13 protein-coding genes and 1 tRNA gene are annotated in these 25,883 nt (G+C 61.8%); 2 read left to right on the top strand and 12 right to left on the bottom strand.

Annotated elements, in window-relative coordinates:
- Positions 1 to 651 precede the first annotated feature (651 nt).
- Both OKW26_RS34935 and OKW26_RS34930 read left to right on the top strand, forming a co-directional pair.
- Complete coding sequence (locus OKW26_RS34935; protein ID WP_429356460.1) at positions 652 to 2,298, top strand: hypothetical protein; 1,647 nt, start codon at positions 652 to 654, stop codon at positions 2,296 to 2,298.
- Positions 2,291 to 4,840 carry a hypothetical protein gene (locus OKW26_RS34930; RefSeq protein ID WP_429356459.1) on the top strand — a complete coding sequence of 850 codons (2,550 nt, stop codon included), beginning with the start codon at positions 2,291 to 2,293 and terminating at the stop codon, positions 4,838 to 4,840. The genes OKW26_RS34935 and OKW26_RS34930 overlap by 8 nt, the downstream gene beginning before the upstream one ends.
- A gap of 28 nt (positions 4,841 to 4,868) precedes the next feature.
- Here OKW26_RS34930 and OKW26_RS34925 read toward each other — a convergent pair whose 3' ends face one another.
- From OKW26_RS34925 to OKW26_RS34870, 12 genes are all read right to left on the bottom strand, one after another.
- Positions 4,869 to 4,997 (bottom strand): hypothetical protein, encoded by a 129-nt coding sequence (locus OKW26_RS34925; RefSeq protein WP_429356458.1) that lies wholly within the window; start codon positions 4,995 to 4,997, stop codon positions 4,869 to 4,871.
- A 211-nt stretch (positions 4,998 to 5,208) separates the two neighbouring features.
- Complete coding sequence (locus OKW26_RS34920; protein ID WP_429356457.1) at positions 5,209 to 5,724, bottom strand: transposase; 516 nt, start codon at positions 5,722 to 5,724, stop codon at positions 5,209 to 5,211.
- 683 nt (positions 5,725 to 6,407) lie between these two features.
- On the bottom strand, positions 6,408 to 8,441 hold the full coding sequence (locus tag OKW26_RS34915) for a DEAD/DEAH box helicase (protein ID WP_429356456.1): 2,034 nt from the start codon (positions 8,439 to 8,441) through the stop codon (positions 6,408 to 6,410).
- Positions 8,438 to 9,751 (bottom strand): BREX system ATP-binding protein BrxD, encoded by a 1,314-nt coding sequence (gene brxD / locus OKW26_RS34910; protein WP_429356455.1) that lies wholly within the window; start codon positions 9,749 to 9,751, stop codon positions 8,438 to 8,440. The genes OKW26_RS34915 and brxD overlap by 4 nt, the downstream gene beginning before the upstream one ends.
- Complete coding sequence (gene pglZ / locus OKW26_RS34905; protein ID WP_429356454.1) at positions 9,748 to 12,471, bottom strand: BREX-2 system phosphatase PglZ; 2,724 nt, start codon at positions 12,469 to 12,471, stop codon at positions 9,748 to 9,750. The genes brxD and pglZ overlap by 4 nt, the downstream gene beginning before the upstream one ends.
- Positions 12,468 to 16,166: a phage resistance protein gene (locus OKW26_RS34900; protein ID WP_429356453.1), complete on the bottom strand. Its 3,699-nt coding sequence runs from the start codon at positions 16,164 to 16,166 to the stop codon at positions 12,468 to 12,470. The genes pglZ and OKW26_RS34900 overlap by 4 nt, the downstream gene beginning before the upstream one ends.
- Positions 16,167 to 16,197: 31 nt before the next feature.
- Positions 16,198 to 19,797 (bottom strand): BREX-2 system adenine-specific DNA-methyltransferase PglX, encoded by a 3,600-nt coding sequence (gene pglX / locus OKW26_RS34895; protein WP_429356452.1) that lies wholly within the window; start codon positions 19,795 to 19,797, stop codon positions 16,198 to 16,200.
- 37 nt (positions 19,798 to 19,834) lie between these two features.
- A complete protein-coding gene (pglW, locus tag OKW26_RS34890) occupies positions 19,835 to 24,088 on the bottom strand; it encodes a BREX system serine/threonine kinase PglW (RefSeq protein ID WP_429356451.1) in 4,254 nt (1,417 codons plus the stop codon).
- Positions 24,085 to 24,306, bottom strand: coding sequence for a helix-turn-helix domain-containing protein (locus OKW26_RS34885; protein ID WP_429347181.1), 222 nt, complete (start codon positions 24,304 to 24,306; stop codon positions 24,085 to 24,087). Before OKW26_RS34885 ends, pglW begins: the two co-directional genes overlap by 4 nt.
- 349 nt (positions 24,307 to 24,655) lie before the next feature.
- Positions 24,656 to 25,228, bottom strand: a complete 573-nt coding sequence (locus OKW26_RS34880) for a tyrosine-type recombinase/integrase (protein ID WP_429356450.1) — start codon at positions 25,226 to 25,228, stop codon at positions 24,656 to 24,658.
- A 166-nt stretch (positions 25,229 to 25,394) separates the two neighbouring features.
- Positions 25,395 to 25,470: transfer RNA gene (locus OKW26_RS34875), tRNA-Ala, on the bottom strand.
- 64 nt (positions 25,471 to 25,534) lie between these two features.
- Positions 25,535 to 25,879, bottom strand: coding sequence for a c-type cytochrome (locus OKW26_RS34870; protein ID WP_429356449.1), 345 nt, complete (start codon positions 25,877 to 25,879; stop codon positions 25,535 to 25,537).
- Positions 25,880 to 25,883 lie beyond the last annotated feature (4 nt).

Here is a 25,883-nt window from a genome sequence, read left to right as displayed (position 1 = left end):
TCGGCATCGCTTTACCAAATGACAGCTCGTCGCTCATCACCGGACCTCCGCCCACGAGGTGCGTAGGACCGTTCATGGGCCGATCACTGCCCACCGCAGGCGCCGCGCCAGTACCGGCGACGCCTGCTCATGTACATGGTGCAGCTCGCGATACGCCAGATGAAACGTAAGCGTGGCGCCGGCCTTGCAATTACCGACTTCCCTTTAGCGCAAGCTCCTAGCGGGGCTAGATCTCGGTCAGACGACCGGCAAGATACTTGTCGCGAAACCTAGGTCTTACAATCGGGACCTAGTCCGCGCTCAGCGATGCTTCGCCAAGTCTGCCCCGGGACAGAACGGAACAGGAGATGTGCCCATCGTGGTTACCCACCATCGCGACGGATAAAGCTCTTTGGAAGCATGATCGTTTAGATCGTGGCGCCCGCCTCCCCCCGCGAGCCTAATTCAGACATCGCTCCACCCGAGACGTCGAGTCTCGTAACGCTCAAGCCGCAGCTTCGTGTGCGCCGATCCGTCCTTTAGAATTCACAGAGTCTCCCGATAGGGTAAAAGAATCCGGCGAATCGACGATTATGCAGACAGAATCGAGCCGCTACGCATGCCACGCCATTCCGCCCCTCAAATTAAAAGCGGCCACCAAGCGAGAGAGAATTGAAAGTCGACACCGCATGGATTGAACCTCCGTACTCCATTGGCGGATTGGATCACCTCGGCGCACAGGCGCCGTGCGTCCTTATTTACGGCCAGCTATTGCCGGGTATCACGAACGTCACTGACCGGGCGCGCTATTACTCCTTCTATCCGTGGCTCATATGGTCGCTCGCTCAACGCTTTCCGGATGACGAGGACGAGACATCGTTCGTCGAACGTTTTCGGCGGGCCGACTGCCTGTTCACGCTGATCGCCGAACACCACGCGCAATGCACCGACAAGATCAGCGAGCGCCACGGCGCAGCGATGGTCGGTCGACAAAAGCTGGTCAGCGCGGTTCAACGAGCGCTTGACAGTGAGACACTGAAGCTCGTCAGGTTCACCGCCAACGACTCCGAAGACCGTTACTTCATGAATCGCATGGGTGGACTTTCGCAGTATTACGCGGGAACGCTCGCCGACTTGCGCATGCTGGAGGGCGGCAGAAAACCGTGGTTTCGATTCACCAAGGAAGTCGGCAAGCCAATTGCCGAAGCGTTCGATGCGTCGGTGCCGGCAGACCTTTTCTGGAACATCCTCGAGCGTGGTGAAGTCGCTGACGCCGGCCTCCGGCAGCTCCATGCGTTTTGCCCGTGTCATCTTCGAAACGCGGGATCGCGCGAGCGCGAGCAGCTTACCGACATCTATTTCGACCGGCAGAGCGAGTACGGCGAAGAAGGCACTCAGCGCAAGCGTTCGTTGGCACTGATCCAGCGTCTCATCGACAATCTGCCGCCCGGTATCGAGTTTTCCGAAAACGTATTCCGCGCCGCCGTGTATGGCAACGCGCTGCCTGGCGCGACGGGCTGGAACATCCCGGCCGATCTGGCGTCCACGCGCGAGAACTGGGCTGTCTACGTCCGCAACGATCTGCTATCGGTCGCGGTTCAGACGATCTTCGCGCTCGCCTTGAACAAGTTGTCCCCGCAGACCGCGGGCGAGCGCTACGTGTGCGACACGGTCGAGGCTTTCGCGAAGGAATTCGAGGAATCGGACCACGTGGCTGGCTTCGTTGCCGACACGGGCTGTGCGACGTTTGGAGCGTGGCTCTCGAACATCGAATCGGCATTGCCAGCGCTCGGCGAGTGGTCCGCGGAGGGTCACGAGATGCCGCTGGCTCAAAACATGGTGTCGTCCTGGGGGCGCGCAAGCGACGCTGCGTTGCTTGCGTCGGCCATGCGGGTGCTCGCAATCCTCGCCATTCGCGACGATTTGAATCGCGTGCCCTATGAGGGGCTCGCGATCACGCCACAAGCGCTACAGGATTACCCCATCAATCTCTATACGTTCCGGCGCAAAGCCGTGGCGTGGCGCGAGATGCCACCAGGCGACGTAGTTTACGACGTCGTTTCGTGGTGCATGAATACACATCTGCGCGTGTCGCTGCGCAAACTTCATCGCACGAGTTCGGCGACGTTTCGCTTCCGCCCTTCCGAGCGCGGTTTGCAACTGACGGATGGAAACATACCGGCGCCGTCCAATACCACGCCGCGCTTTCGTCAGGCGTTCCAGATTTTGATGGACATAGGCGCGATCGTGCGCAATGACGACAAACAGACGTCGTTAAGCGCGGAAGGCAAGCAGTTGATGGAGGCCGTCAGTGCCTGATTCGATTTCCCTTTTGAATGTCATCAAGCAAGGCGGCTTCGACGCATCGCTGATCACCACGTTCAACGCGAGTCTGCCCTTCTACGAGGAGGTCGTGCTGCGTCGTCTGGTGGCGGCAGGCTGCCAGCAGAACATCGTCTTGATGGATCACGCGCAATGCAGTTTGAGCTGGCAATCCGAAGCGACCCGACCGAGGCTTGCAGGCACGGCGTATTCGCTCGTGCCGGTCAGCGTGACCGGGGCGTTCCATCCGAAGGTCTGCATTCTGGCCGGCAAGAAGAAGGCGGCGGTTCTCGTCGGCAGCCACAATCTGACGCTGTCGGGCTTTGGCTACAACCGGGAGATCACGAACTGGGTACACGTGACCGACCGTAAGGATCGCGAGGGCACCGCATTGCTGGATTCGGTGTGGCAGATGGTGCGCGAATGGATCGAACTCGCACGCGACCTTGTGCCGCCCTCCTTGATCGAAGCGGTCCTTTCCTTTTCCAAAAGCGTGGCGCCGTTGTCGGCGCCGGGCGCGGCCACGACGACCGTCGCGTTGCATCAACGCCCGGGAGGAGCGTCGCTCATCGAGCAGATCGGCGCGCTCGTGCAAGGCGAAGTTCGGAGGATCGGAGTGACCGGCGCGTTCTTCGATAGCGACCTAGCTTTCGTCGCACATCTGCACGAACGCTGGCCGCAGGCCGACGTGGTCGTCGCGATCGATCCGGAAACCGTGTATTTGCCAAGCATGCGTGACGTGCAGGCGCGTTTCGTGGACGCGAGGCTTCTCTGGACGACCGCTGACAATCGCGGCGACAAGTACCTGCACGCGAAGGCGCTTTACATCGAGCAAACGCATGACGATGGGAACGCACTCATCTCCGGAAGCGCCAACCCCAGCCGTCCCGCGTGGATGGGCAATCGAAACAGCGCGAATGTCGAAGCCGTGGTGATGCGCATGGGCCCCGACGCGCAAGCCACGGCGGAGGCGCTGGGTTTGTGCGGCATGTTCGCGCTGCCAGCGCTTTCGGCCAGCCAGCTCGAGGCCACGGCTGCACGAAGTTTCGCCGAAATATGCGCGACCGAATCCGCCGAGCGCTTCTGGATAGGTGTGGCGGCAAGCCCCAACGAACTGCGAATCGCGACGCCAGGCCCGGCCATCGAGCTTGGCAGTGCCAGTCTGTTGAGTGACAGTCTGGACGTAATTGAAGCGAAGATCGCCGTCACTCGGACGGGAGACGTTCTGAGTGTACCTGTGTCGGTCGACATGAAGCTGGTCCGCGCGTGCGACTTGTTCCTGGGTAGCGAGCGCGTGGGAAGGGCGATGATCGCGCACCCGCATTTGCTGACGGTGGCGACGCAATCGTCGCATCGTCAGGTTCGTGATGCGCTCGGTGCATTGGACCCGTCCGGTGAGACCATTTCGGAGATGCTCAAGGCGGTCGAAGATGCGATCTTCGAACCATCCGCCGAAGAAGAAGTCCAGAACGAAGTGCGATCGCGGCGTGGATCGGCGCAAGCGGACACAGCGAGTGGCGGCCGCCCCGACACACTAGAAATCAGCGTCAGCGAGCTTCGTAAAGCCGGGAAACGCCGCCGTCTAGTCGAAACCGCCGATATTGTCACGCTGATCGACCTGCTGACCCGCAAAATCGGCGAAGAGCTCGAGACGCAGCCGACCGTGCCTGTTGATAGCTCAGGCCGAACCGAGGAAGAACAGGTCAATCAGGACGACGACCCGGAGCAATCGGACGACACGCCGTACGTCGACGCTCAGGCTCAGACCCTCCGGGATGCCGAGATCGCACGGCGGGTCGCCAGAAAAGTGACGAACCTCATCAACCGGATGCTGCTCAAGCTGACGAAGGCCGACCAACCCGACACCAAGGCGCGGGCGCTCGTTCAACTAATCGCCGTACTTTCGCTCGTGAAAGAGCTCGTGCGTATCGAGCGCTTGCCCCGTTGGCGAATGGCGCGCGAGTTCCTCGTTCCCGAGGCCGATCGCCGTCGCTTGCTGGACGAATCCATGCGGTGTCTGTTCAACTCCAGAACGCGGCTCATCGAGACACTGACGGACGACACCCACTCGGAGACCGAGGAAGCGATTCAGCTCCGTGTGTTGCTGTTGTGGCTGGCATGGAGTATCGGCGACAAGGTTCCGGAATCGTCAGTCGACGCGTTCGACCCGAACGGTCAGAACGAACAGTTGCGCGCAAAGGCGATGTTCCTCGCCCTCGCGCCCCCTGTTGCCGGCGACGACGCCGCGAGCGACGAACTCAGGCGTTACACCTCGGCGACGCTTCGACCCAATCCTTTGGACGCCGCGCGCGCGGACAGATGGATCCGGCTCACCAACGAGTTTGGCAGGTTCTGGAGCAGGAGCTTGTCCGATGCGCCGCGAATCGAGGTAGGCGGTTGTTGCATCGTGGGCGACGGCAGCTATCCTCGCGTCGTCGCTGAGGTCCACGGTGAACTGGTCGGTTTCTGGGACTTCGGGTCCATCCGGTCCTTCAAACAAGACTTCGTGATGGCGGTCCAGCCGGAAGAGGTGCCGTGACAGTCCGTCGCAATATCGGTCATCGGCCTCAAACCGCCGCTATCTTCCGATCTAGGAAATCGAGCAACAGCGGCCCGACGAGTCTGTATTCCAGCGCGAAATGACCGGTGTCGAGCACATGCAACTTCACATCCGGCAAATCGCGCAGAGCTGCCACCCCGCCGACTCTTGCGCTTCGCGCACTCTTACCGTCGCCAGTGCATCTCGACGATATCAGAACCGATACCCTCTCGGATCGGGACCGCAGTGCCGCCTCAGTATCCGCAAGATGGCGAAAAATGGACTACTCGCGTCCTCGGAGAACCAGTCAGACGGTTATTCCAGTTCATCATCCTCACCGCGCCGAGCACGCAAATGTAACCGCAGTCTCACTCAAGCTCATCTGCCCAATCTTGCAAGTATGTTGATCCCCGATCTGGTTGAGAAAAGTCAAGCATGAAGAAGGATGGGAAATTCACAGACAGAAATTTGAACAATTCGATGCGAACCCGAGCCATGATTTCAGGAGTCGCCACTTCATTTATGTCGGCGCCAGCCGATCTAAAGAATCCACCAATGTAAAACATCTCGTCGATGTAGCACGAATCGCAAGTTCCTCGAACTCTATACTCATATACAATCTGGCCATCCTGCTCGAGAGGATATTGTTGCAAAGCACAGTTGCGGTCGTGCCACCGTAAGCCGATGGCCACAGCTTCTTGCAGGTCGTTTGAAAAATACCACGTTTCGTCGCTTGTTTCGTCGAAAATAGTGACCGCATAGGTTGCATTTCCATAATTGGCTCGATGTTTCAGCAACTCGTCTGGAGTGCGGCATAGTGCGCTCTTTTTAGAGGGCATTGGCGGGGGCACATCCGAAATCACATTGCCAATCAGCAGATTCATTTTAATTTCCTATCAACTAATAACCCGAACTGAGATAACTATTTCGTTATCCCACTGAGAGTGCCCTCGATATAATGTGCCGTCGTAGTCGCGAAGAGCGTCGGTGTGGGCGGATCCAGCGCGAGCACTGCGCGCTTGCCCTGATTCAACACGATTGTTGCCCGGGCTCTGGCTCAAGATGTTCGGATACGGTTCGCGAAATTTGTCGCCGGCCCCGGCGTCTGACAGCATCTGCTGCGTAGGTCCGATGGTCCAAGTTATCTCGGCGCCAGAGAGATCGCATATTCCTCTGAGAACTTTTTTAAAGACTCGCGGCTGACTCGGCGCTCAGCCGCCGGCGGCTAGCAGCAAGTGACCCCAATCATCTTCGAGATGTATGCACCGCGAGTTGTTGGTAGAGTTGATCGCACAGCATGTGCGTACGTCTCGTCGCCGGCATGGAGTGCGCGGTACCTACCGCCATCTCGCACAGCGAGGACTTTGACCTTGAATCCGATACCACGCACTGCTGGGAAGTCTCGGAAAGTAATCTGGAACGGGTTGTGGATCCATGCGGACAGCCGAACTCTGGGGATGATCACGTTATCAACGACTGGCGTGCCCGTCAATAAGGAGTCCTTGACAAATGCGCATTTACTGATATAGACGCGCAAATTTTCTTCGCGAGAGGGCTCGATGGGCCTTTACTTACCTACCGGCGGTGAGTCACTGGGTATGGTGACAAGCCTGCGCCGCCTCGCAATCCGTATTGCCAGGTCAGACGGCAGCATCTCGTTAAATTTGATCAGCTTGACGAGTTCCAACAGCGCATTGTCATCAATGCACTCCGAAGGCAGTATTTCCGACTGGATGCGGGGATCGCAGCGATAGTCGATTGAAAGACCGTCGAACCGATACGCGCCTCGCGCAGCCTCGCGTAACATCCGAGTCCGGTTGGCCAGGGTGCCGGCAAAAGTCCATAACTTGAAGCGGCCAGCCGCAAGCGCTTGCACGGCACCTGCAGTAACGGGGGTCGCACTGCGAAGGTCGTCGAGTGCAGCCGTCGCGCGCTTTGAAAGCGCCGCGTGTTCGATCGCGCCACTCTCCAGCACCACACCGATCGCCTGCGCAAGCTCCGCACCGAATTCGCGCCCTCCTCCCGTCCAGCGAGCCTTGCCTCCTTCTTTGGCTGGTTCCAGCCAGACGACGCGTCTTTTCCAGTCGATCTCCTTGACCTTCCAGCTGCGTCCCGAAAGCAACACGAAGTGCTGGCCCTCCTGAGCCGCAAACACAGACGGATCCAGAAATCCCAGTTCGGTACTCCCGTGCCGGGCCGAAAGGAGTTCGGGGCCGCTGAAAGTCGCCATCAGTTCGCGGTAGTGACCGGCGCCAAAGGCCCGCTCGGCTGCCGGGCCAATCTGCACAACATCGTCAGGATCGACAAACAGATATTGGCCGACAGCGAGCCCGTCGATTAGTCGCTCGATATCGACTGGGGGGAGTTCGGGAAATGACCGAAGCAACGCGTCGCGCAGACTGCGCAATGGCACCTGACTCAGCTCCAGCGTGAGCAGCAGGGTCTGCTGAGCGACCACGTTCCACGGTTCGGGCGGTGGGATGGCCGCCTCGACCCAGCCCATTGACCACAGCTGGCAGACACCGAGCGCAGTCAGAAGACCCTGCTCACAGGTTGTCAGGAACAGGCAACTGCGACGGGACCCTGCCCGGCGACCGCTGCGCCCCATACGCTGCAAAAAAGATCCGACCGAAGCGGGCGAATCGATCTGGATCACACGGTCCAGGTCGCCGACGTCGATGCCTAATTCAAGCGTCGACGTCGCCACGATCACGCAATCGCGCTCTTCAGCGAACGCCGCCTCGGCATATCGTCGTTCGCTGGCACTGAGCGACGCGTGGCTGACGAAAGTGCGCACGCCAAGCCGGTTCAACGAGGCCCCGAGTTTTTCCGCACTTGACCGGGAGTCGCAAAACACAAGACGCTTTTCGCCACGGTACATTCGCGAGATGACTGTCGCGGCGTTTTCCAGGTTGCCTACCGCGTCGATGGTCACGTCCGCATCGGTCGATACCGTCGAAGTGCCGACAACCGACCTGTCACCTGTCGGAGCGAACCACGCGAGTATGTCTTCCGGGTTGCTCACGGTGGCCGACAGACCTATACGCTGGATCGGCTGCGGTGTGTACTCGTCGATTCGTGCGAGCACAGATCGCAAATGCCATCCGCGGTCGTCCGCGGCAATCGCATGCAGCTCGTCGGCGATGACTGTTTGCACGTTGCCAAACCACGACTGCCGCTCCAGCCTCGGCGAGATCAGCATGCCTTCGAGCGACTCGGGCGTGGTCAGCAGGATATCCGGTGGCTCCCGGAGTACGCGGCGTTTTCGACTGTCAGCGACATCGCCATGCCACACCTCCACGGTGCGGCCGAGCAAGCTGGCGTATCGGGCGAGCCGCGGTTCCAGATTATTGAGCAGCGCCTTGATTGGACAGACATACAGGACACTGAGCCCACGCCACGCTTCGGTCGTCATCTGCGATAGAACTGGGATGATTGCTGCTTCGGTCTTGCCGCCGGCGGTGGGGGCAAGTAGCAGGCAGTGGCGGCCTGACTGGACCGGATCGATCGCCTGGAGCTGCGTGGGCCGCAGCGTGCTCCAGCCCAGAGAATTTACAACGTGGTACTGGACGGCAGGGTGCAGGCGCTCGAATGCCGTCATGGCAGCTCGATGTCGTCGATGGAGTTCGCGCCGGAGGCGGCCCGTTCATTCACGGTCATCTCGGTGTCGGCAAGTGTCAACTTGTAGTGCTGGCGAGGGTCGAAGTTTTCGTACAGGTCCACCCGGTCCAATACTTCGCCAACGAGCTTTTTGAGGAAGAGGCGTGGTGCGACGCCCACCTTTCCGCCAAGGCCGCCGGCCACTGCGGTGGCAAGCGTGTCCACGTAAGCGTCGTCCGCCAGCCGACGCAATCGCACTTCGTTGGGTTGTCCGCCAGCGTATATGTCCCGCACACGACGGCCCACCTCGACCAGCGCCGAATGATTGAAGGGCTGGAGCCGGATCTGTACTGCGCGAGGGTTGTCAAACTGACTGTCGGTCGCGAAGTCCACGTGGAGCCGCTGAGCCAGTGGCGCGAGACGTTGAACGCCTTGCGGGCCGTCATAGAACGCGGGCGTGCCGGTAATGACAAGATAAAGCCCCGGAAATCGTCCCGCATCGATCTCATCAATCCACTGTCGAAGCGCATTCAGACCTTTCTCGCGCGTGTCGGCTCTCATCCGTTGCAGCGTTTCAACTTCGTCCAATACCAGCAGCAGTCCCGCAAAGCCGCTGTCGCGCATGATCGTCAGCAGTCCCATGAGGAAGTTCGTCGCCGTGAAGTGATCGAGATCTCCCTTGACGCCAGCGGCTCGCTTGACGCCCGCGGCGACATTGGGTTGGCCGGCCAGCCAGCTGATCAGGCCATCGGCCAACTGGACGTTTGCCTCCGAGAGGGCCTTGCGATACGCGCGCAGCACGGCCGAAAAGGCCGGCGCCGACCGGCTGATCAATGCGAGGCGTGCCTCCATCAGCTCATTGGTGCGCTCAAGCAGGGCCGCTATGTCGCTGGCGTCAGTACGGCCTTCCGCCAGAACATCCTGCTCGAGCGCGAAGAACCAGCCGTCGATAATGCTGCGGAACGCACCGCCCGGCGTATCGCTCGTGCCCAGCCGCTCGACCAGACGCCGATAGACCGTCTCGAGCCGGTGCAACGGCGTCTCGGTTTCGTTAATCTGGACTTCGCTCGTGGCAAATCCCCTGGCGCGAGCGCGTTCCTGCAACCAACGTCCAAAAAAAGTCTTGCCGCTGCCGTATTCGCCGCGTATTGCCTTGAAACCGGCGCGGCCTGTGGCCACTGCGTCGAGTTCCGCATCCAGCGCGGGAGCCAGTCCTCCGAGCCCCACCGCCAGTGCATCCAGCCCGGCGTTTGGCACTGTGCCGCGGCGCAACGCCGAAATGACCTCTTCCCTTCGGGCCGCGCCGATCATCGTGAGTCTCCCGCTGACGGAGCGCTGAACTGCTGCATCAGCAACGCATGGTTGATTTCCACCGTGTCCGACGCGTCGTCCACGGTTAGCACCTGCGCCTGATCGACGTTCAGCATTCTGCGTGCGGCGCTCAGCATGCCGCCCAGCCGTAGCTCGGGGACGCGCAGTCGCTGAGCCAGTGCAGCACGGGTCAGCTTGCCGCCCCGCTCGTCGAGCGAGTGGAGGAGCGTGCGCATCTGCTCGTCCGGCAACGCAACGCGCGCAGCGAGCTGACGCTGCGAAGCGTATAGCGCAGACGTCAGGACCACCGTGACCCAGTCAGCCGCTTCCGGCGCAGATCTCCGTTGCAGCACCGGCAGATCCTCGTCGCCGAACAGGCCGACTTGCGGGCCGCCTTGCGCAGTCGGCTTGGCCGGAGCCCGTTTGGCTGGTGTCCTGCTTACTAGGGCAGGTTGCGCCGGCCTGAACGTCGGCTCCGGCAGATCCCACCATACGGGCTGCGGCGGCGGGGCAGGTATCCAGCCGCCGACATTGACGCCGAATGGCGCGAAGACACTCATCGGCACGATGGCTTCAGCGAGCGACGCCCCACCGTGATAGCCATTCTTGCGACCGGTGTAGCGGGCAGATTCACTCCAGATGCAAATCGCCTCGTTGCTCCCCTCCGGTGTCAGGACACGGTCGCCAGACAGCATGATCTCGCGGGCATCCGCGATCTGCGAACCGGCGCGCCAGCGGTCGTTGATTCCGCCAGGAATCTGGCTGCTGTTTTCTTCCAGCATGTGCCCGTGATCCGCGGTGACGATCACGATGCGCCGGGAGTCCCGTGCCTCGCGCAGCAGCGGCAATAGCAGCCGGAGGTCTTCCAGGCTCCATCGCTGGTGCAGCTGGTCAGGCCCGCTCAGATGGTCGTCGACGGCGTTGTAGACCACGCCGACCACCCTTTGCGATGCATCGGCAAGCGCGTCGCGCACGTCGGCGGCAAGGCTGCCACCCGTGCTCAGGTCCCCCTTGTGAAACAGTTTCGGTGAGTGGATCGCACCGCCGTGAGGCAATAGCGCCGGATAGGTACGAAATGCGGTCTTTTCGTTGCTTGCGGCCCCAACGGCGATTCGACCGCAAAGCAGACTCGTGCGGCTCACGGTGGTGACCGTCGGGAACGCCGCCAGTCCGAGCAATGGCTTGCCGCCGGCCTCGGGGGCAAGCTCGACCCATCCGTGGCGTTCCGGTCGCTCGAACAGCTCGCGGAAGATCGACAGGCTGAGCCCGTCAACGACGAGCAGTAACACGGGGTGCGACGACGCGAGTCGGCCTACCAGCTCTTGCAGTACAGACTCGACCGGAAGGACGCGCTCACCGGCCGACGCCGACTCGCGCAGGCTGGTGGCAAGTGTCGTGGCGAACCCATTGTTCAACTGGCCGCGGCGCTGGGAAACCACAAGCCGCAACGACGCGTAAGCCGCAGACAACTCCGGTAATTCGTCGCCCCCCAGCAGCTTGAAGCGAGCCCAGTCAACAAACGCACCGTCGTCTGCATAGGTTGCGATGTGCTGCGCCAGATTCGCGGCAGCCGATGGCGCACGCAGCAGCCAGCGCGCCAGCCGCCGGGCCATGCGGACCCGTTCGACGCGTAGCGGTTGCTGAGGCGCGAGATGATGATCGGTCACTGCGTTGGCCGCGTCCTCCAGTTGCGCCGCATGCCCATCGGTCGGCGTCGACACATGCCCGCTCAACACCTGTGCGAATTGTGCGAGGCGTTGCTCGAAGCCGCCCCGCAGCCAGTCACTCCGGTATGCAAAGTCCGCTACGCGCAGTTCCCGCATGATCGCGTCGGCGCGTTCGAGCGTCGCCATTGCGTCTTCAGGTGACGTATGTTCAAGCAGTCGCGTGGCCTGGCTGGCCCATTCCCGGCCTTCGGACACCGAAATATGCTGGTCGGCGACATACCGCTCCATGCGAACCGCGGCTTGCGCAAGCTCGGGGATACCTTCGGCGGCAGCGCTGAATACGACGTCGCAAACGAGGCCAAGCGACGCGGCATCGAATCCCCTTCCCGCGTCGATGCAGCGCACGATCAACGAGCCCGCAGGACCGGCGTGGCCGCTCATCCATTGCAGGATGTCGCGACGGGCCTTGGGCGCCAGTTTGTCCAGCAGCACCGGTAAATCCGGGCGTTGTGCCCAGCGCATCAGCGCGGCGGCGTCGGATTGCGTGGCATCGAGACCGAGGCAAAGGCGAAATACTTCGCGCCAGGCGGTCTCCAGATCCAGAAAGTCTCCCGGTACCGGCGTGAATGGCTTGCCGTCTGCGCTGTCAATCAGCAGGTCGGGCATCCAGTCATAGTGGCCCAGACGGGCATCCGTTTCCTTCGCCCCGAACATTCCGCGCAGGATCTCCCATCCTTTCGGCTGGAAAATGCGCGCGCGCGCCAGTCGTGAAGCCACGTCGTCCGGAACGTCCGTGTCTCTTAGCGGCGTCATCAGGATGAGGCCGTCCGTGCCCGCACCGGCGGTTTCGAGGTCCGTCAGCGCCTCGCGCAGCGCGAGCCGGCTTTCGCACCAGCGCAGGTTGTAACGCCGGCCGGCTCGTTGCAGGAACTCCGGCCACGGCCCCTTTGTCGACGCACGAATCGCCACGACAGAGGCGTTGGCGTCGCGCTGCAGGACCGAGTCGAGTTGGGCGCCGATCTGTGCGATCGAAACGATCTGCGTTGAGCTCAATGTTGCGTTCCCCCTCTGCGCTGCAAGCGCCAGTGCAGGGTCAGCTCCAGCTCACTGTCGTTGTCCACCTTCGCCTTGAGTTGCTGAAGGAGCGCCGACGCCGACCGGGCATCCAGATCCGCGCGCTGGTTTTCTTCAACGACTATCGTGAACGCGTCGTGGGTGGGCTCTGGCGGCTGAAACGGTGGTGGCGGTTCGGGGGACTCCGGTTGCGTGACAGGTGACCTGTCTGTTGCCGGAGACGATGCTCCCGCTTTAGCCGGCTCGGACAACAGGCCAACCGCATCGCGGACCAACTCGTCCAGCTTGATCTTTAACCCAATGACGTGCTCGTCGTTGCGCAGCAATTCGGCTAGCTGCGCGGCAAGCCGTTGACCCGCAGCCTGTCGGTGGTCCGACAGATTGCGGACGGCGTCGAAGAGTTGCCAGTTCCCCCGGAGCAGTGCGTCTACCGCGGCCTGTGCCTGAGCGATCGCGATGCCGACCGCGGTTTCGGAGGTTTCGAGCGACGCGGTGGCGAGAGTTGTCACCAGCGTGGAGTCACTGGCATTCGCCAGCGCGTCGAGCAGCGCCTGCGCCGACTCCGCCGTGCGTTGACGCGCTCCCGGCTCGCCCGGTGCATAGCGGGCCGTGCGGTCGGCCACGGCCGACACCAAGCCCGCGACCGCGGTGCGTTGCGCGTTGGCCTTCTGCTTGACCTCCGATACCAGCTTACCCGCGTTGGCCGCGTTCAACGTCTGTGCCGGGACGAGGCCGAAAAGGCTGGACGCGCGTTGAAGCGCAGTCTGCCAGTGCGCGGCCGACGGCAACCGCTCCTCGCGAAGTTCCACGTCGTCCGGCAGCCGGTCGATGTCAGGTTCGAAAGGGCCGCCGTGATGCAGGAAACGACGGTTCGTCTGTGCCGCAAAAGCCAGGATCAGGAGGTTCTGTAGCTCCGTCGGCAGACCCATCGGCCTCGGCTGATCTATCCATTCGCGCAGCTTCCCGACGGTCAACGGCCCACCGCCTTCGAGCGCGATGCGTTGCGTAAAGTGGGACTGCCAGTAAGTCTCAATCAGCAAGTGCGTCTCGGCCATCTGACCGAGTTTCAACGGGTTGACGATGGAGCGCACGACTCTTCGCGAGGCCTGATCCGTCACGAGGCTTCGTTGTTGTGGCGCATCGATGGCGGCCCGGACTTCGGTCCAGACTTTCTTCACCGCGGAAGGTTTGATCTCGGTGTCGAACAGCGGATGTGCCGGGTACTGATGGGTAATAAGCTGACCCAGCAGGTCTTCAAAAGCGGCCTTGAAATCGGCACCCACGGGAGGCCTTGGCGCCAGCGTCGGATCGAGTGAGCGGAACTGTTGCTCGGCCGTGAGGACATGAGACACCGCTTCTTCCGGCTGCGTGGAGATGCCGTATGCCACCTCGAGCGCGCTACGGAGCTTTGCCCGTAGCGAATCGCGCTGGTTTCTGGCCAGAACCCGAGCCTGCGCGCGATCGACGATGGACAGATGAGCCGCGTACTGATCGAAGCGCTCACCCTGGAGGATGTAGTCGAGAATGACATATCGCCCGAGGTCATTCAGCGCCTTCTGGCTCAGGAAAGACGGCAGCCACACGAGGGTCCGGGTGCTCCCGCCACGGTAATCGCCTAGCCGGGCCAGATCGTCGTTGGGCGTCCGGTTGGGTTCGTCGAACGGGAAGTCGAGGATGACGCTCCAGGCGCCGGAGCGGCCCTTGAGTTCCTCGTCCCGCATTTCACGCACGTTTGCGTAAAACACTTCTACCTCGCGCTTCGTCCCGCGCCAGGAAAAGTCATAGGTCAGAAAGAGCCCACCGATGTCCTGCATGCCCAACTGGTCGAAGAGGAGCTCACGCACCTTCTTGCGGCGGTTGCCCGAGTTATCGATGCCCTTGGCTTGATCGAGGACCCGTTCGAGATCGACACCGGTGATCTGTATCGACACCAGCGGATTGAGATCTTCCGTGACCTTGATTTCGCCTACCTCGCCGGCCCAGTCGCGAAGCTTGCGCTGCACCAGCTGCACCTCCTGTCCAGGAATGGGCGACCTGAAGGTGCCGTGATTCAACGCGGCCAGCCGCGCAGGCGTCAGCGCCTTCAGCGATTCGACGTTCGGTACCAGTGCGGACAGCAGCAAGGTTTTGAGCAGTCGCGCATCGTTGCGCAGATTCTTCGCGAGGGCGGGATCGGCCTGACCCAGTTTGCAGGCTTCCCACGTCACGCCATGTTTGGCCTCGAGCATCGGCAACAGGCGCTGGTTGTAAAGCCGTTTTGCGTTTTCGAATTGCACGCGCATGGCCTCGAACGGCTCGTCGCCCTCCGCGATCACGTCCCACAGATCGCCCACCGGAATAAGTTGACCGAGTTCCAGGTCTTCGCGCCGGTCCACCAGCAGTTGCAGCATGAGCTTCAGCGCAGTGCGCTCGCGCTGCAATGCGGCCGACACGGCGATCAGCGTCTGCACGAGTGCCGGGCTGAACGGGTAGACCTTGCGGAACATCTCCCGGTCCGCGTCCGTCGTGAGCAGCGTATCCAGAACGTCGCGCCGCAACCGCAGCAATTCGTCGAAGGCCACCGCCAGCGTTGCCTTTGCCGCGTCGTTGATCGGGCGCAGCACGCGCTTCTCGGCGATGGCCGGGAGGTTGCGGTCTTCGAGCGTGATCCGGTGGAAACGGGCTTCCCAATGGCGCAGCACGTCGGTGAATTGCACGCCGATGGCGCCGGGCAAGTTGTCGCCCACCAGTTCGCGCAGGTCACGCTGGCGAGCGACGAAGCTGATCAACGGAACCGGCCGGTCGGCGTTGGTCGCCTCAACGAGCTTGACCAGCTTGGTGCCCTCGCGGCTGACGAAGTTGACATCCGCGGCGTGACTGGCGAGCCACAGCACGAGTTCGTCGAGGAACAGGATGACCGCGTCGTAGCCGAGGTCTTGCGCATGCCGGCTCATGATCGCGAGGCCGTCGTCCAGCGACACGAACGATTCGCTGTCGCCAGCTAGCGAGCGATAGGCGGAGAAGAACTGGGCGATCAAATCGCCTACGAGGCGCGCGCGTTCGGGGCCATTGGGCGGCTCCAGCATCGCCGCTTCGAAGCTCGTTGCGTCCCATCCGGTGTCCAGTGCGCCCCATCCGCTGCCGCCGGTTGCGTTGCCTTCATTGAGCTTGCTGAAAAATGCCTCGTCTCCCAGACGGGTCCGGAACGCCTCCGCGTCGCGGAACAGTTCCTCGGCCAGATAGAAGCCCGGAATCGGGGCTTCAGGATGCAAATGCCGGACATACTCGGCGTACTGGCCGAGAACGCCGGATTCCATGTCCCGGGCGCCGATCATGTGATACGGCACCATCAAAAAGCGCTTGCCCCGCGTCCAGGTGGTCTGCGCGACGGCGTCGGCCAGTTCGGGGATCGCGCGTGCCTGCGTGTTTCCCGCGAGCAGCAGGTTCAGCACGGCCATGAAGTGGCTCTTGCCTGAACCGAACGAGCCGTGCAGGTAAGCGGCTTTGCTCGTGCCGGAAAGCACCGCCTGCTGGACGAACCCAAGCGCATTCTTGAAGGCGTCCGCGAGCTGCGGCGTGACGACGTAATCGCGCAGTGTCTGCTCGGGGTGCGTGACGCCTTCGGACAGCTTCAGCACGAAGTCGCCCTGGTGAACCCGCTCGGGTATTGAAATGAGCTCTTTGATCAATGGCATGGGGGGTCTCAGGTTCGCTTTGCTCTGTACTTTAGGCTAGTTTGCGGCGCCCACGACGGGCCGGCGCGGCGGCCGGTTTCCACGCGCGCAGGTCGTCGAAGGTGTAGCCGAGTTCCCGCGCCTGGTCCGCGAGGAAGCCGGCGTAGTAATCGCCCATGCGTTCGCCGAAGGTCGGATCGATTTCGTTGTGCCACTGCTTGAGCCACGGCACGAGTTCGAGCAGGCCGGACAGCAACGGTTGCAGGCGCTCGCGCGGCCACCCCTCGTTGTCCTTCATTTCGAGGTAGCAGGCGGCGATGGCCGTGGCTTGTTGCAGGTGGTTCCAGCCGGCCCACGCAATGACGAGGCTGGTGTCTGCGCCGCGTTCGCAGTGGGGATAGCTGATCCAGCGTTCCTTCGGCACGTCCAGACCGCCTCGGAGGCGCCAGAAGTCGGTTTTCAGGAAGTCCTTGTTTTGATACTTCGGCGGCACGGGAATCTTGCCGACATTCTCGCTTGCGTCCTCGCGACGTTGCTGCGTCCATGTGTCTTCCCACTGCGCGCGCTTGCGCATGCCGCTTTCGGTGTAACGCAGCACGGGCAGAAAGGGCACCGATTCGCTCGCGACGAGTTCGGCCACGATCTGGCCGACGTCGAAATCCGAATGGCCTGCGTACAGTTCGGCGATCTGTATGAAGTCGGCATTGGTGCGCACGGCGTCGGCGAGGCCGCTGACGGTGCTGAGTTGCGGCGGGTGGTCGTCGCTGGCTGGCCACAGGTGTGAGGCTTCAAGATGGTCAAGTAGCCAGTCTCGTAGTGCGGCGCGTTCCAGTTCCTCCCAAGCAGGCGTATTCCAGCGGCGCTTGTACTCGGGGCGCTCGATGAGGCCGATGTTGCGCTCGCGTTCGATCAGGTCGATGCGACGCTGGACGACCTGCCGGTAGTCTTCGGGCCAGTGTGCCGGAATCTCGGTGATCGGGGTGGAGCCGTGACGTTCGAACCAGGTGGTTGTTTCCTGACCAGCGGCGACACGTCTGGCCAGCACAATCTCGAAGGCACGCTCACCGATCGAGACTACAACATCAGCCGCAAACGTGAGAGGGCCAGTTTCCCAACCAACCGCGACCAGTCCGTACCTCTCGTAGCAAGCCCAATCCAGTTCTTCCTGGAGCGCGACCATTCTACGTAACAGGTGGTCGGCATCCGCTCCTGCTCGATCGAGGGTTTGCCTACTCGGCAATCCCGCGTCAGTATTAAAGATCGATGCATTCGGAAGTAGCTCAGCGCGTCGCCGCCCTATTGCGTCGAGTTCCTTGGCCGGTTCTTCAGAGAACTCCGACGGTAGTGGAAAGTCCTTGAGACCGGTCGCAGTGAACTCGTAGAAGAACTCCCACTTGTTGACGCGACGCCCTTCGCTAATGCCGCCTCCACCTTTGTTGTGAAAGACCTGCTTCAGCCAAAAGCACGCCACTGATGAATTAAGCAGCCCGAGCAATCGGAAATACTCGCTCTCGCTGCTACCGGCAGGCAGTTTGATCACGGGCGCCGACCGGTTGAAGACTTTACCGCCGCGATCAAGTACGAAGTGGTTGTGAGTGGCAACGAAGGCAAAGGAAATAGTTAGACCTCTGGCTCGTCGAATCGCGATTTGATGCCACTCCCACCATGGGCGTCCTTCCTCAAAATAGGTTAGTCGGGCAAACGTGGCTCGAGAGCCGAGTACGGTTCGGCACGGCCAAAGCCAACGTCGCGCTCCTGGCATCGCCTCAATAGCGACCAGTGACTCTTCGTTGTAGGGGTAGATAGTATCTACAGTCGCATTTGCGTACCAATCTCGTACGTCGTCGCCGACGACTAACGGTCGAAAGAACTGGCATTCCACCCCAGCTCTGAGGAAACCTGCTTTGTCGGCAAGCATTATCTCATCGGCAGCTGTAATGCCGAAGACGCCCATCTCTGATACGGCGCTCGCGAGTTTTGTCGGAAAGAGCTCGTCGATGCGGTCCTTTAGCTCCCCGACTCCACCGCCGCCAAGGCCCCATGGATGTTTGGCAAATGTCGCTCGTGATGTATCGGCCACGCTGACGAACTCGCTTTCCGAACCAGCCTGATCAATCTGCCCGACGATGGCCGACCAGACGAGCCCGTGCGCTGGATCGTCTGGCGTACCAGGCTCCGCCTTGATACCCATCACCGTTCGCACCGCATCGCCTATCGGCGCGCGGTGGCGGCCGAACAAAATCACGGTCGGCGTGCCGTGCCCCGGTATGTAGGCACCCTGTGTATCAACTACGTGCGTAAGGTCCAGTCGAGGCAGCACTTGCTCGATCAGCTTGCTGCCAAACTCACGCTTCATGAATGAGTTGGCCGTGATCAGCCCAACAAAGCCCGCGGGCCGACCGTTGCCGGTCAGCGCAAATTCGAAGAAACGTTCGGTGAACGGAACACCCAACGAATACTTCATATGGCAACTGGCGTAGCGCCGCCGATATGCCGCGTTCAGCGCCGCGTCCTTGACGGTGATGTACGGCGGATTGCCCACTACCGCGTGGTACTGCTGCCCCAAAACGCGATTGACCTCTTCCAGATCCTCGCTGGCGTACGCATGTGCGAGCTCCGTCCCGGCGTAAGTCTCAGCGGCTCCAAACATGTCACCAGTGGCCGACAGACCAAAGCGCGTGCCATGCAGCAGACTGTCACCAATAGCCACATTCAGTTTGAAGTTCGGCGCTTCCGAAAGACGGCGCACATCGCTAACCTTTAGCGCCGCTAGGAGCAACCGGAAGCGCGCAATCGCCACGGCGAATGGATTCAGATCGACGCCCGCCACGGCGTCCAGTGCTTTTTGCGCGACATCGCGTCGACTGCGCGCGGGCTCGTTACGCGACCATTCGTCCACGAGCCGATAAAACCCACCGAGCAAGAAGTGCCCGCTACCGCAAGTCGGATCGATCATCCGCGCTTCGCGGAACCCGAATTCGCGGATCGCCGGGGTCAGCGTGCGGTCAAGGATGAATTCCTCGACGAACTCCGGCGTTTGCAGCAACGCATAACGCTTGCGAGTGGCCTCCGAAAGATCCTGATACAGATCTCCAAGGAAGCGGGTGTTCCATTCGGGGTCCGTGAAGTCGTGGACCAGCGTGCCGGTGTTCGGGTCCACTTTCTGCCAGAACTGCCGCAGTTCCATCGCAGCATCGCCGCTGATGCCCAGCCGGAAAACCGGGTTGTGCCCCTCATCGAAGAACGTATGCAGGCCCGGCAGCGTGCCCGCTTCGCGGAACGCGCCCAGCAGATGTTCGCGGTCGCTATGCGTCGGATGCGCCTGGAAATAGGCCTCGTGCCGATCGCGTGCCAGCGCCAGCCGGCCCGACTCGGGCGTGCCGCCTAGCCACGGACGATCCACGAGACGGTTGTCTTCGATGAAGCGGATGAATACGCACGAAAGCAACCAATGCACGCCCGCCTGGGTGATGACCTGGTCTGCCCAGCTTTCGAAGGTCTCGGCCGTTCGTTCCGCGTCGCGCGCAGCTTGCCATTCGGCGGTCAAACCGGCCTTGAGCTCGGATACGTCGGCGATACGTTGGCGAAGATCGTCCTCCAGCCGCTTGAGCTGGCGTGTGAGATCCGCGAGGAGTTGCGTGGCGTTAATCAAGGTCTTCTCTTTTGTTCTCGGTTGTAGCGAGTGACTGTCAGTGCGTCTGTGCAGCAATCGCTGCACCATGCACGTCATCGACCCAAAGCTGGGTGAGCGCTGTCACGCCACTCGCATTGACGAGGGGAACTGGCGTTGTATCGATAAAGGCAACACCGGGCTCGTGGCAGGGCAGCAGCAGCCATACGGCAGGTGTGCGCCCAGGGCGGCCAACGGTCGCCTCCAGCTCGCTGATAACGCTCATCAGGTCGTAGCGAGCCAGTAACCCTGCATTGACGACCAGCAGCGGGGTCGGGCTGTCCAGCAAGGCCTTCGTCAGTGCCGGGACTGTGCGCTTCATGAGACCAAGCAGATTGCGCCAGTCGCGCGAGCCTGATTCGGCGCCGTCTGCCCGCAATACTACAGACCAGTCGACGCCCAGCTCGGCTGCCTGAGCGCGCAGTTCGCGCAGCAGCAACGCGTCAACGCTAAGCCGTTCCAGCCCTTGCGGCCGTAGCTCGCTTGTGCGGAACCGCTGCAAGAGCTTTGCCTCTGCCCGCTGCGCAATGCGCGGTTCCGTCGTCAAAACCAGCAGGCCGCCTTGCTTGAGGCTGTGCTGCAAACGGTCTTCTATCGCTCTTGCATCGGCTACGGCGGCGGCCATCCGCGGCGACGCGCTGTTATCCGCAGTCGAGTAATCGACGAATCGGGTGGTTGTGCCGACCGTTGCATGGGTTCCCAAACTCTGTCGTCGGTAGGCGCCGGCACCGTGATCGCAGGACTGATCCCATTGCAGTGGCGCACCGGCTTCTTCCAGCAGGCGGTCGAGGTCGGGTCGCTTCGGCAACGGGTCGGCCTCGGGATAGCGTCCGTGCACCCGATCCTGCAATTCACGAACCTTCAGCTCCACGGCACCGATCAGCGCGCCCATCGATTGTTTCAGCGCCATCAACGCCGACATGCCACGCGGATAGATCTCTTGCCGGCTGGAAAGCGCCGCTTGGCGCGACGCCATCGTCGCGAGGCGAAGCAGGCGAGCGGAAGCGATCGGCGGAATGGCCATTGCGTCGTCCGCGTCCGTGTCGACGCCGTACGGAGACGGCGTCGACACGGCTTCGAGCGCTTCGAGGACGCGGCCCGGTGGCATTAACGGGTCCGCTAACGCGCAGGTATCCGCGACCGTCCCCAGGTGGCGGGCGTAATCGGCCCACGGCTGGGACGTCGCGACGAGCGCGACCGGACTGTGTTCGAAGATCTCGAAGCGGGGTTTGTCAAGATGCGACTCGGCTTCGAGCGCCGCCCGAGTGACGGCGCAGGCGAGCCGCAGGCGCTCCGCATCCTCCTGGATCGCACACCCACGCAGCGCCAGCAGCGCGAACGCCACTTCGTGAGCGGTCATCACCTGCCCCTGGGACGCAATCAGCGCATCGAGCTGCGTGCGGAGTTCAGTGAACGCCTTGTGCTTGAGCCAACGCTCGCGGGCCTTGATCAACGCTGTCGTCAGCGTGCCGCGATCCAGATGGGACGCCTGCGCAGCGTCTCCCAACGTCGGCCAGTCGCCGGCGGGAACTTCGTCATCGAGGCCCAGGTAGTACGCGAGCGCGGCTTCTTCGGGGCGGTCGTCGCCGGCAGGGCGACGCGGCAGCAGGATCTCGGCCAGCTCGTTGACGGTAATCGCGCCCTTGGTGTCCTCGCCGTCGTCGTCGCCGGCCGTGTGCAGGCTGCCGCGACCCTGGGTGAGGTCGGGCCGCAAATACGCCAGCTCCTTTGCCTTGATCCGGATCTCCTTGCGAATCTTGTCTCCGACGCCGCGCAGATACCGGAACCGGATGCGGTCGACCGCGAGCAGCTCGCGCGCGTTGTGGATGCCCATGCGCTCGAGCACATCCTGGGCTTCCAAGCTGTAGCCGAGTTCGGCCATCGTGGTCTGGATCGTGGTGGTCAGCGCGATGGCTTCGAAGCTGTCGGCCGCAGGCGGATGCGTTGTCGACGCGCGTTCGAAGACATGGCGCCAGGCTCGCAGCATCTCCTCCGCATTGTCGTGACGTTCGCGGAAGTCGCGCCGCAATGCCTTCGAAAAGAACTCAGTGAGGGGCTGCCGCACGACGGGATCGAAGACATCGGACTCGATGGTCGCCTCGACATCGAGCATGGCCGGCGCCGTCCGGCCATCGCCCCAACGCGGTGGCTTGCCTACTGCCATTTCGTAGAGCGTGACCGCCGCAGCGAAGCGTTCCGCCGACAGATCCCAACGCCGGTGAATGCGAAGCGAGAGGAACGGGTCCAGGTAGGGCGGCGTTCCGGCAGTGAGGTTCTCGGCAGGCGTGCGTGTCAAAGAAAAATCGAACAGCACGAGCTTGAGCCGCTTCGTGCGCGATTCCGTGATGCCAATGTTGTCCGGCTTGATGTCGCGGTGGATGACGGCCGCGTCCTCGATGTGCCGCACGGCATCGATCAGTTCTTCGCCGAAGCGCTGCAACATATCGAGCGAAAGGCGCCCTTCGCGCTTTAGCTTCTGCGCGAGAGTTTCTTCGCCGGCTCGCTTCAGCAGCAATGCGGTGCGGCCCGCGACCGTGCGCTTCTCCCGCAGCGCGACGATGTTCGCGTGTTGCAGCTTGCCTAGCGCCTCGGCTTCGGCTTCGAGGTTTTGGCTCCGGGACGCATCGACAGCAACTTTCAGGACGAGTTCTTCGTCGCTGCCGTCCGGCCGCACGAGCAACGCGTCACTGGACGAGCCCCGACCCAGCCGCTTGAGGACCGTGAAGCCGCCGTCGACCCGGTCGCCGGGGCCGGCACGGCTTGGATCGACGGTGAGTTCCGGATCGGGTGCGGTGAGCTCGTCTTCGACTTTATCCAGGTCGTCGAGGAAGTCCTGCACGGAGTCGTATCGCGTCACGACTTCCGGGTTGGTGGCGAACTGAACGAGTTCGTGCAAGCGCGTGCTGCAACCATCGAGGACGTCTGAAAGACGCAGGCCGGGCCCAAGCCGCAGCTTGTCCGCGAGTTCTAGCGTCGAGGTGGCGGGTGCCTGCCCGCTGAAGATCAGGTACGTGAGACACCCAAGCGCAAAGATATCCAGCTCTGCGCCATGAGCCGGGTCGGCACGCGTCGTTTCAGGCGCGAGGTAGACGAGGCCGGGATCGTCGACGTAGGCCTCGACGTGCTGCGTGCCGGTGGTGTGATTGACGCTGCTGCCGGAAGAGGCCGCGTCGCGCGCGGCCGTTTGCCAGTTCATCAGCTGTACGTTCAGCTCTCCGCTTTCGACACCGCGAACCAGCACGCTTTGCGGACCCAATGCCCGATGGAACAGGCGACGCGAATGGGCGAACTTGAGCACTTCCGCTATCTGGCGCACGAGCGCCAGCCGGTGGCCCGCATTCATTCGCTGGCCGTGGTCGCGAATGAGGTGATCGAGGCGGACCGCCTTGGGATCGTGATCGAAGATGAGAGCTGGGCCGAGTTCGGTGTCCTTGTAGTCGCGGCAGCGAAGGATGCCGCTGTGCTCAATGCCTTCGAGGATCTTGAATTCGCGCTGGGCCTGGGTGACCCGCGCCTGACGCTCTTCCGGGCTCGTGGCGCTGGCGAGGTTATAGATGCGTACGCGACGTTGGACCTCAACGCTGACGTGTTGGGCTACCCACTCCTGATAGCTGGGGCCGTCCACGATCATCTTGATTAACTGGTAGTCGCCAACCTGACGATGCTTGTTCGACGGACGGATTCCGGCTTCCATCAACCCGCGTGCAATGGTATTAACCTGCTGGCTGTCCACCGGCGGATGCTGGCTAGGGCGCACACCTCGGGAGAGTGCGCCGATGATTCCGCTGTCTTCAAGGTCGCCCGGGCGCCCTCGAAGGAACACACCGGAGCGGGCATGTCCCTGCAGCTTGCAATGGAGCGTCGTGGACGACAGGAACACCAGCGGCTCGATGAACGGCAGCCGGATCTTGGCCTTCACCACCGACCGCTGCCGTCGCAGCAGGCTGGCGAGGCGTTTCGATTTGCGGTCCGTGAGGAGCAACGGGTTGTCCACCGAGCGTTCGCGGCCGTCAGTAGACCATGTCCAGGTATGGGCGTCACCGGAAACGGTCCCCGGCCGGGATTTGATCTCGATGATGAAAAGTCCTGCAGGCGTCAGCGCCAGCGCGTCGACTTCATTGACCTTGCCTTCGTCGTCGATGAATTCGAAATTCGTCCAGACATGCCACGGGTCGCGATCGGGCAATTGCGCGCGGAGCCACTCAAGCGCTTCGCGTTCCCAGGGAAAGTTGGATTCGGCGATGACATGCCATCGGTTGGCGCTCAGGCTCATACGTTGCGCTCCGCCTCGTCTGGAACATATTCAAAAAGGTCTGCGGTTCCGCACCGGAACAGCTCGCAGAGTTTGCTGATCGCCGGTAATTCGATGCGCGTGGCCGTCTCGTTACAAAGAGACGTCACCGTGCTGCGGTTCAAGCCTGTTATGCGGGCAACGTCGGAAACGCGCAGCTTGTTGCGGCCCATCAGGGCCGACAGATGGCAGCGGATCATAGCGGAATGCGGAGGGCGGAATGCTGCGCAGGATAACATTTTTCTTCGGACAATACACGAAGAATGCCCTGCCTACCAACTGCTCCTGAGCGCTGCATCGACTGCAGTCTTTTCTCCGGCGTACTCCCCGGTGCATCACGGACAAGCTAATGCCGTCAGTCCTTAATCCGGACTGGACGGAGAAGTAACACCAAAGCCTTGATCGGCTGACTATCAACGTATGTGGAAGCGAAACACTGCGCTTTTTCTCGGCGCGAGGGACCTGGTCGTCAATCGACGTCGAACGTTTTCAGGTTAACTTCTATCTTTGGTAGATTTTTGCCCGCTGCATATAGCTCTTTTGAGCTGGTCAGCGCGGCAATTGTTTGAGAAGTGTGATTCGAGCTATACCGAAGGCGAACACCGCGGTGCAGTTCTGAATCGCACCGTGTGTGGTATCACGTGCGCCGCGCTCTTCAATGCGGCGCAGACAGCCGAGTATCTCGGGCGCGGTAATTTCGGCGATAGGGCGCTTTCCGAGCCAGGGGAAGAGGTCATTCTCCAACCGGGCGATAACCTTTACGCGGTGAGACTCCGCTTTATCGGACATCATGTGCTCGAACCAGTCACGGGCGACCGATTCAAAGTCGTTGGCCGCACTGGCGAGCCTGGCCGCCCTGGCTGCCTTCTTGTGTTCACTCGGGTCGGTGTCGTTCGCCAGGAGTTTGCGCGCTTCGTCACGCCTGGTTCGCGCATCCTTCAGACTGACTTCCGGGTACCGTCCGAACGACAGCCGTTTCTCCTTGCCGTCGAAACGGTACTTCAGCCGCCAGAGCTTCGACCCGCCTGGAGTGACCTCGAGATACAGGCCGCCCCCATCCCAGATACGCTGGGTTTTGCCAGTGGGTCTGGCGTTCCTGATGGCGACATCGGTGAGTGCCATTTGGGGGCATCATGGGCCGGAGGCAGAGGCCTATGCCCCACATGTTGCCCCGACTTTGGCCAAAATGCCACCCTATGTCGTTGGACGAACCTAGATGTAAAAAAGGCCGGAAGCCTTATGGGATAAGGGTTTTCCGGCCTTCGCTGGACTTAACCAGACTTGAATTTGGTGGAGAGGAGGAGGATCGAACTCCCGACCTTCGCATTGCGAACGCGACGCTCTCCCAGCTGAGCTACCCCCCCAACACAAAAATAATTCTAGCACAGCCATTTTCCCTTTTGCCAAGCCTCCAGCCCCGGGAAAACCTCATCTGGACGGCGCGCCCGCGAGCACCCAGTCGACCACCGCGCGGATATCCGCATCGCTCATCGATTGATGGGCCGGCATCGGAATCATGCCCCATACGCCGGAGCCGCCGTCCTTCACCTTGCGCGCGAGTTTGGCCGGCGCCTGCGCGTCGCCCTTGTATTTCGTGGCGATTTGCTGGAACGACGGACCAACCAGTTTGCGATCGACCGCGTGACAGCCCATGCATGCATTTGCGGCGGCGACCTGCTGGCCGCGCGGCGCCTCGGCCGCGCGAGCACCCGACGTCATCGTGCCGGCGAGCGCGCCCACCACCAACGCGAACACGGCACCCCCACGCGTCATACCG

This window comes from Paraburkholderia sp. 32 (assembly GCF_050435345.1).
Lineage (GTDB): Bacteria > Pseudomonadota > Gammaproteobacteria > Burkholderiales > Burkholderiaceae > Paraburkholderia > Paraburkholderia tuberum.
This window is presented reverse-complemented; position numbering and strand designations above follow the sequence as displayed.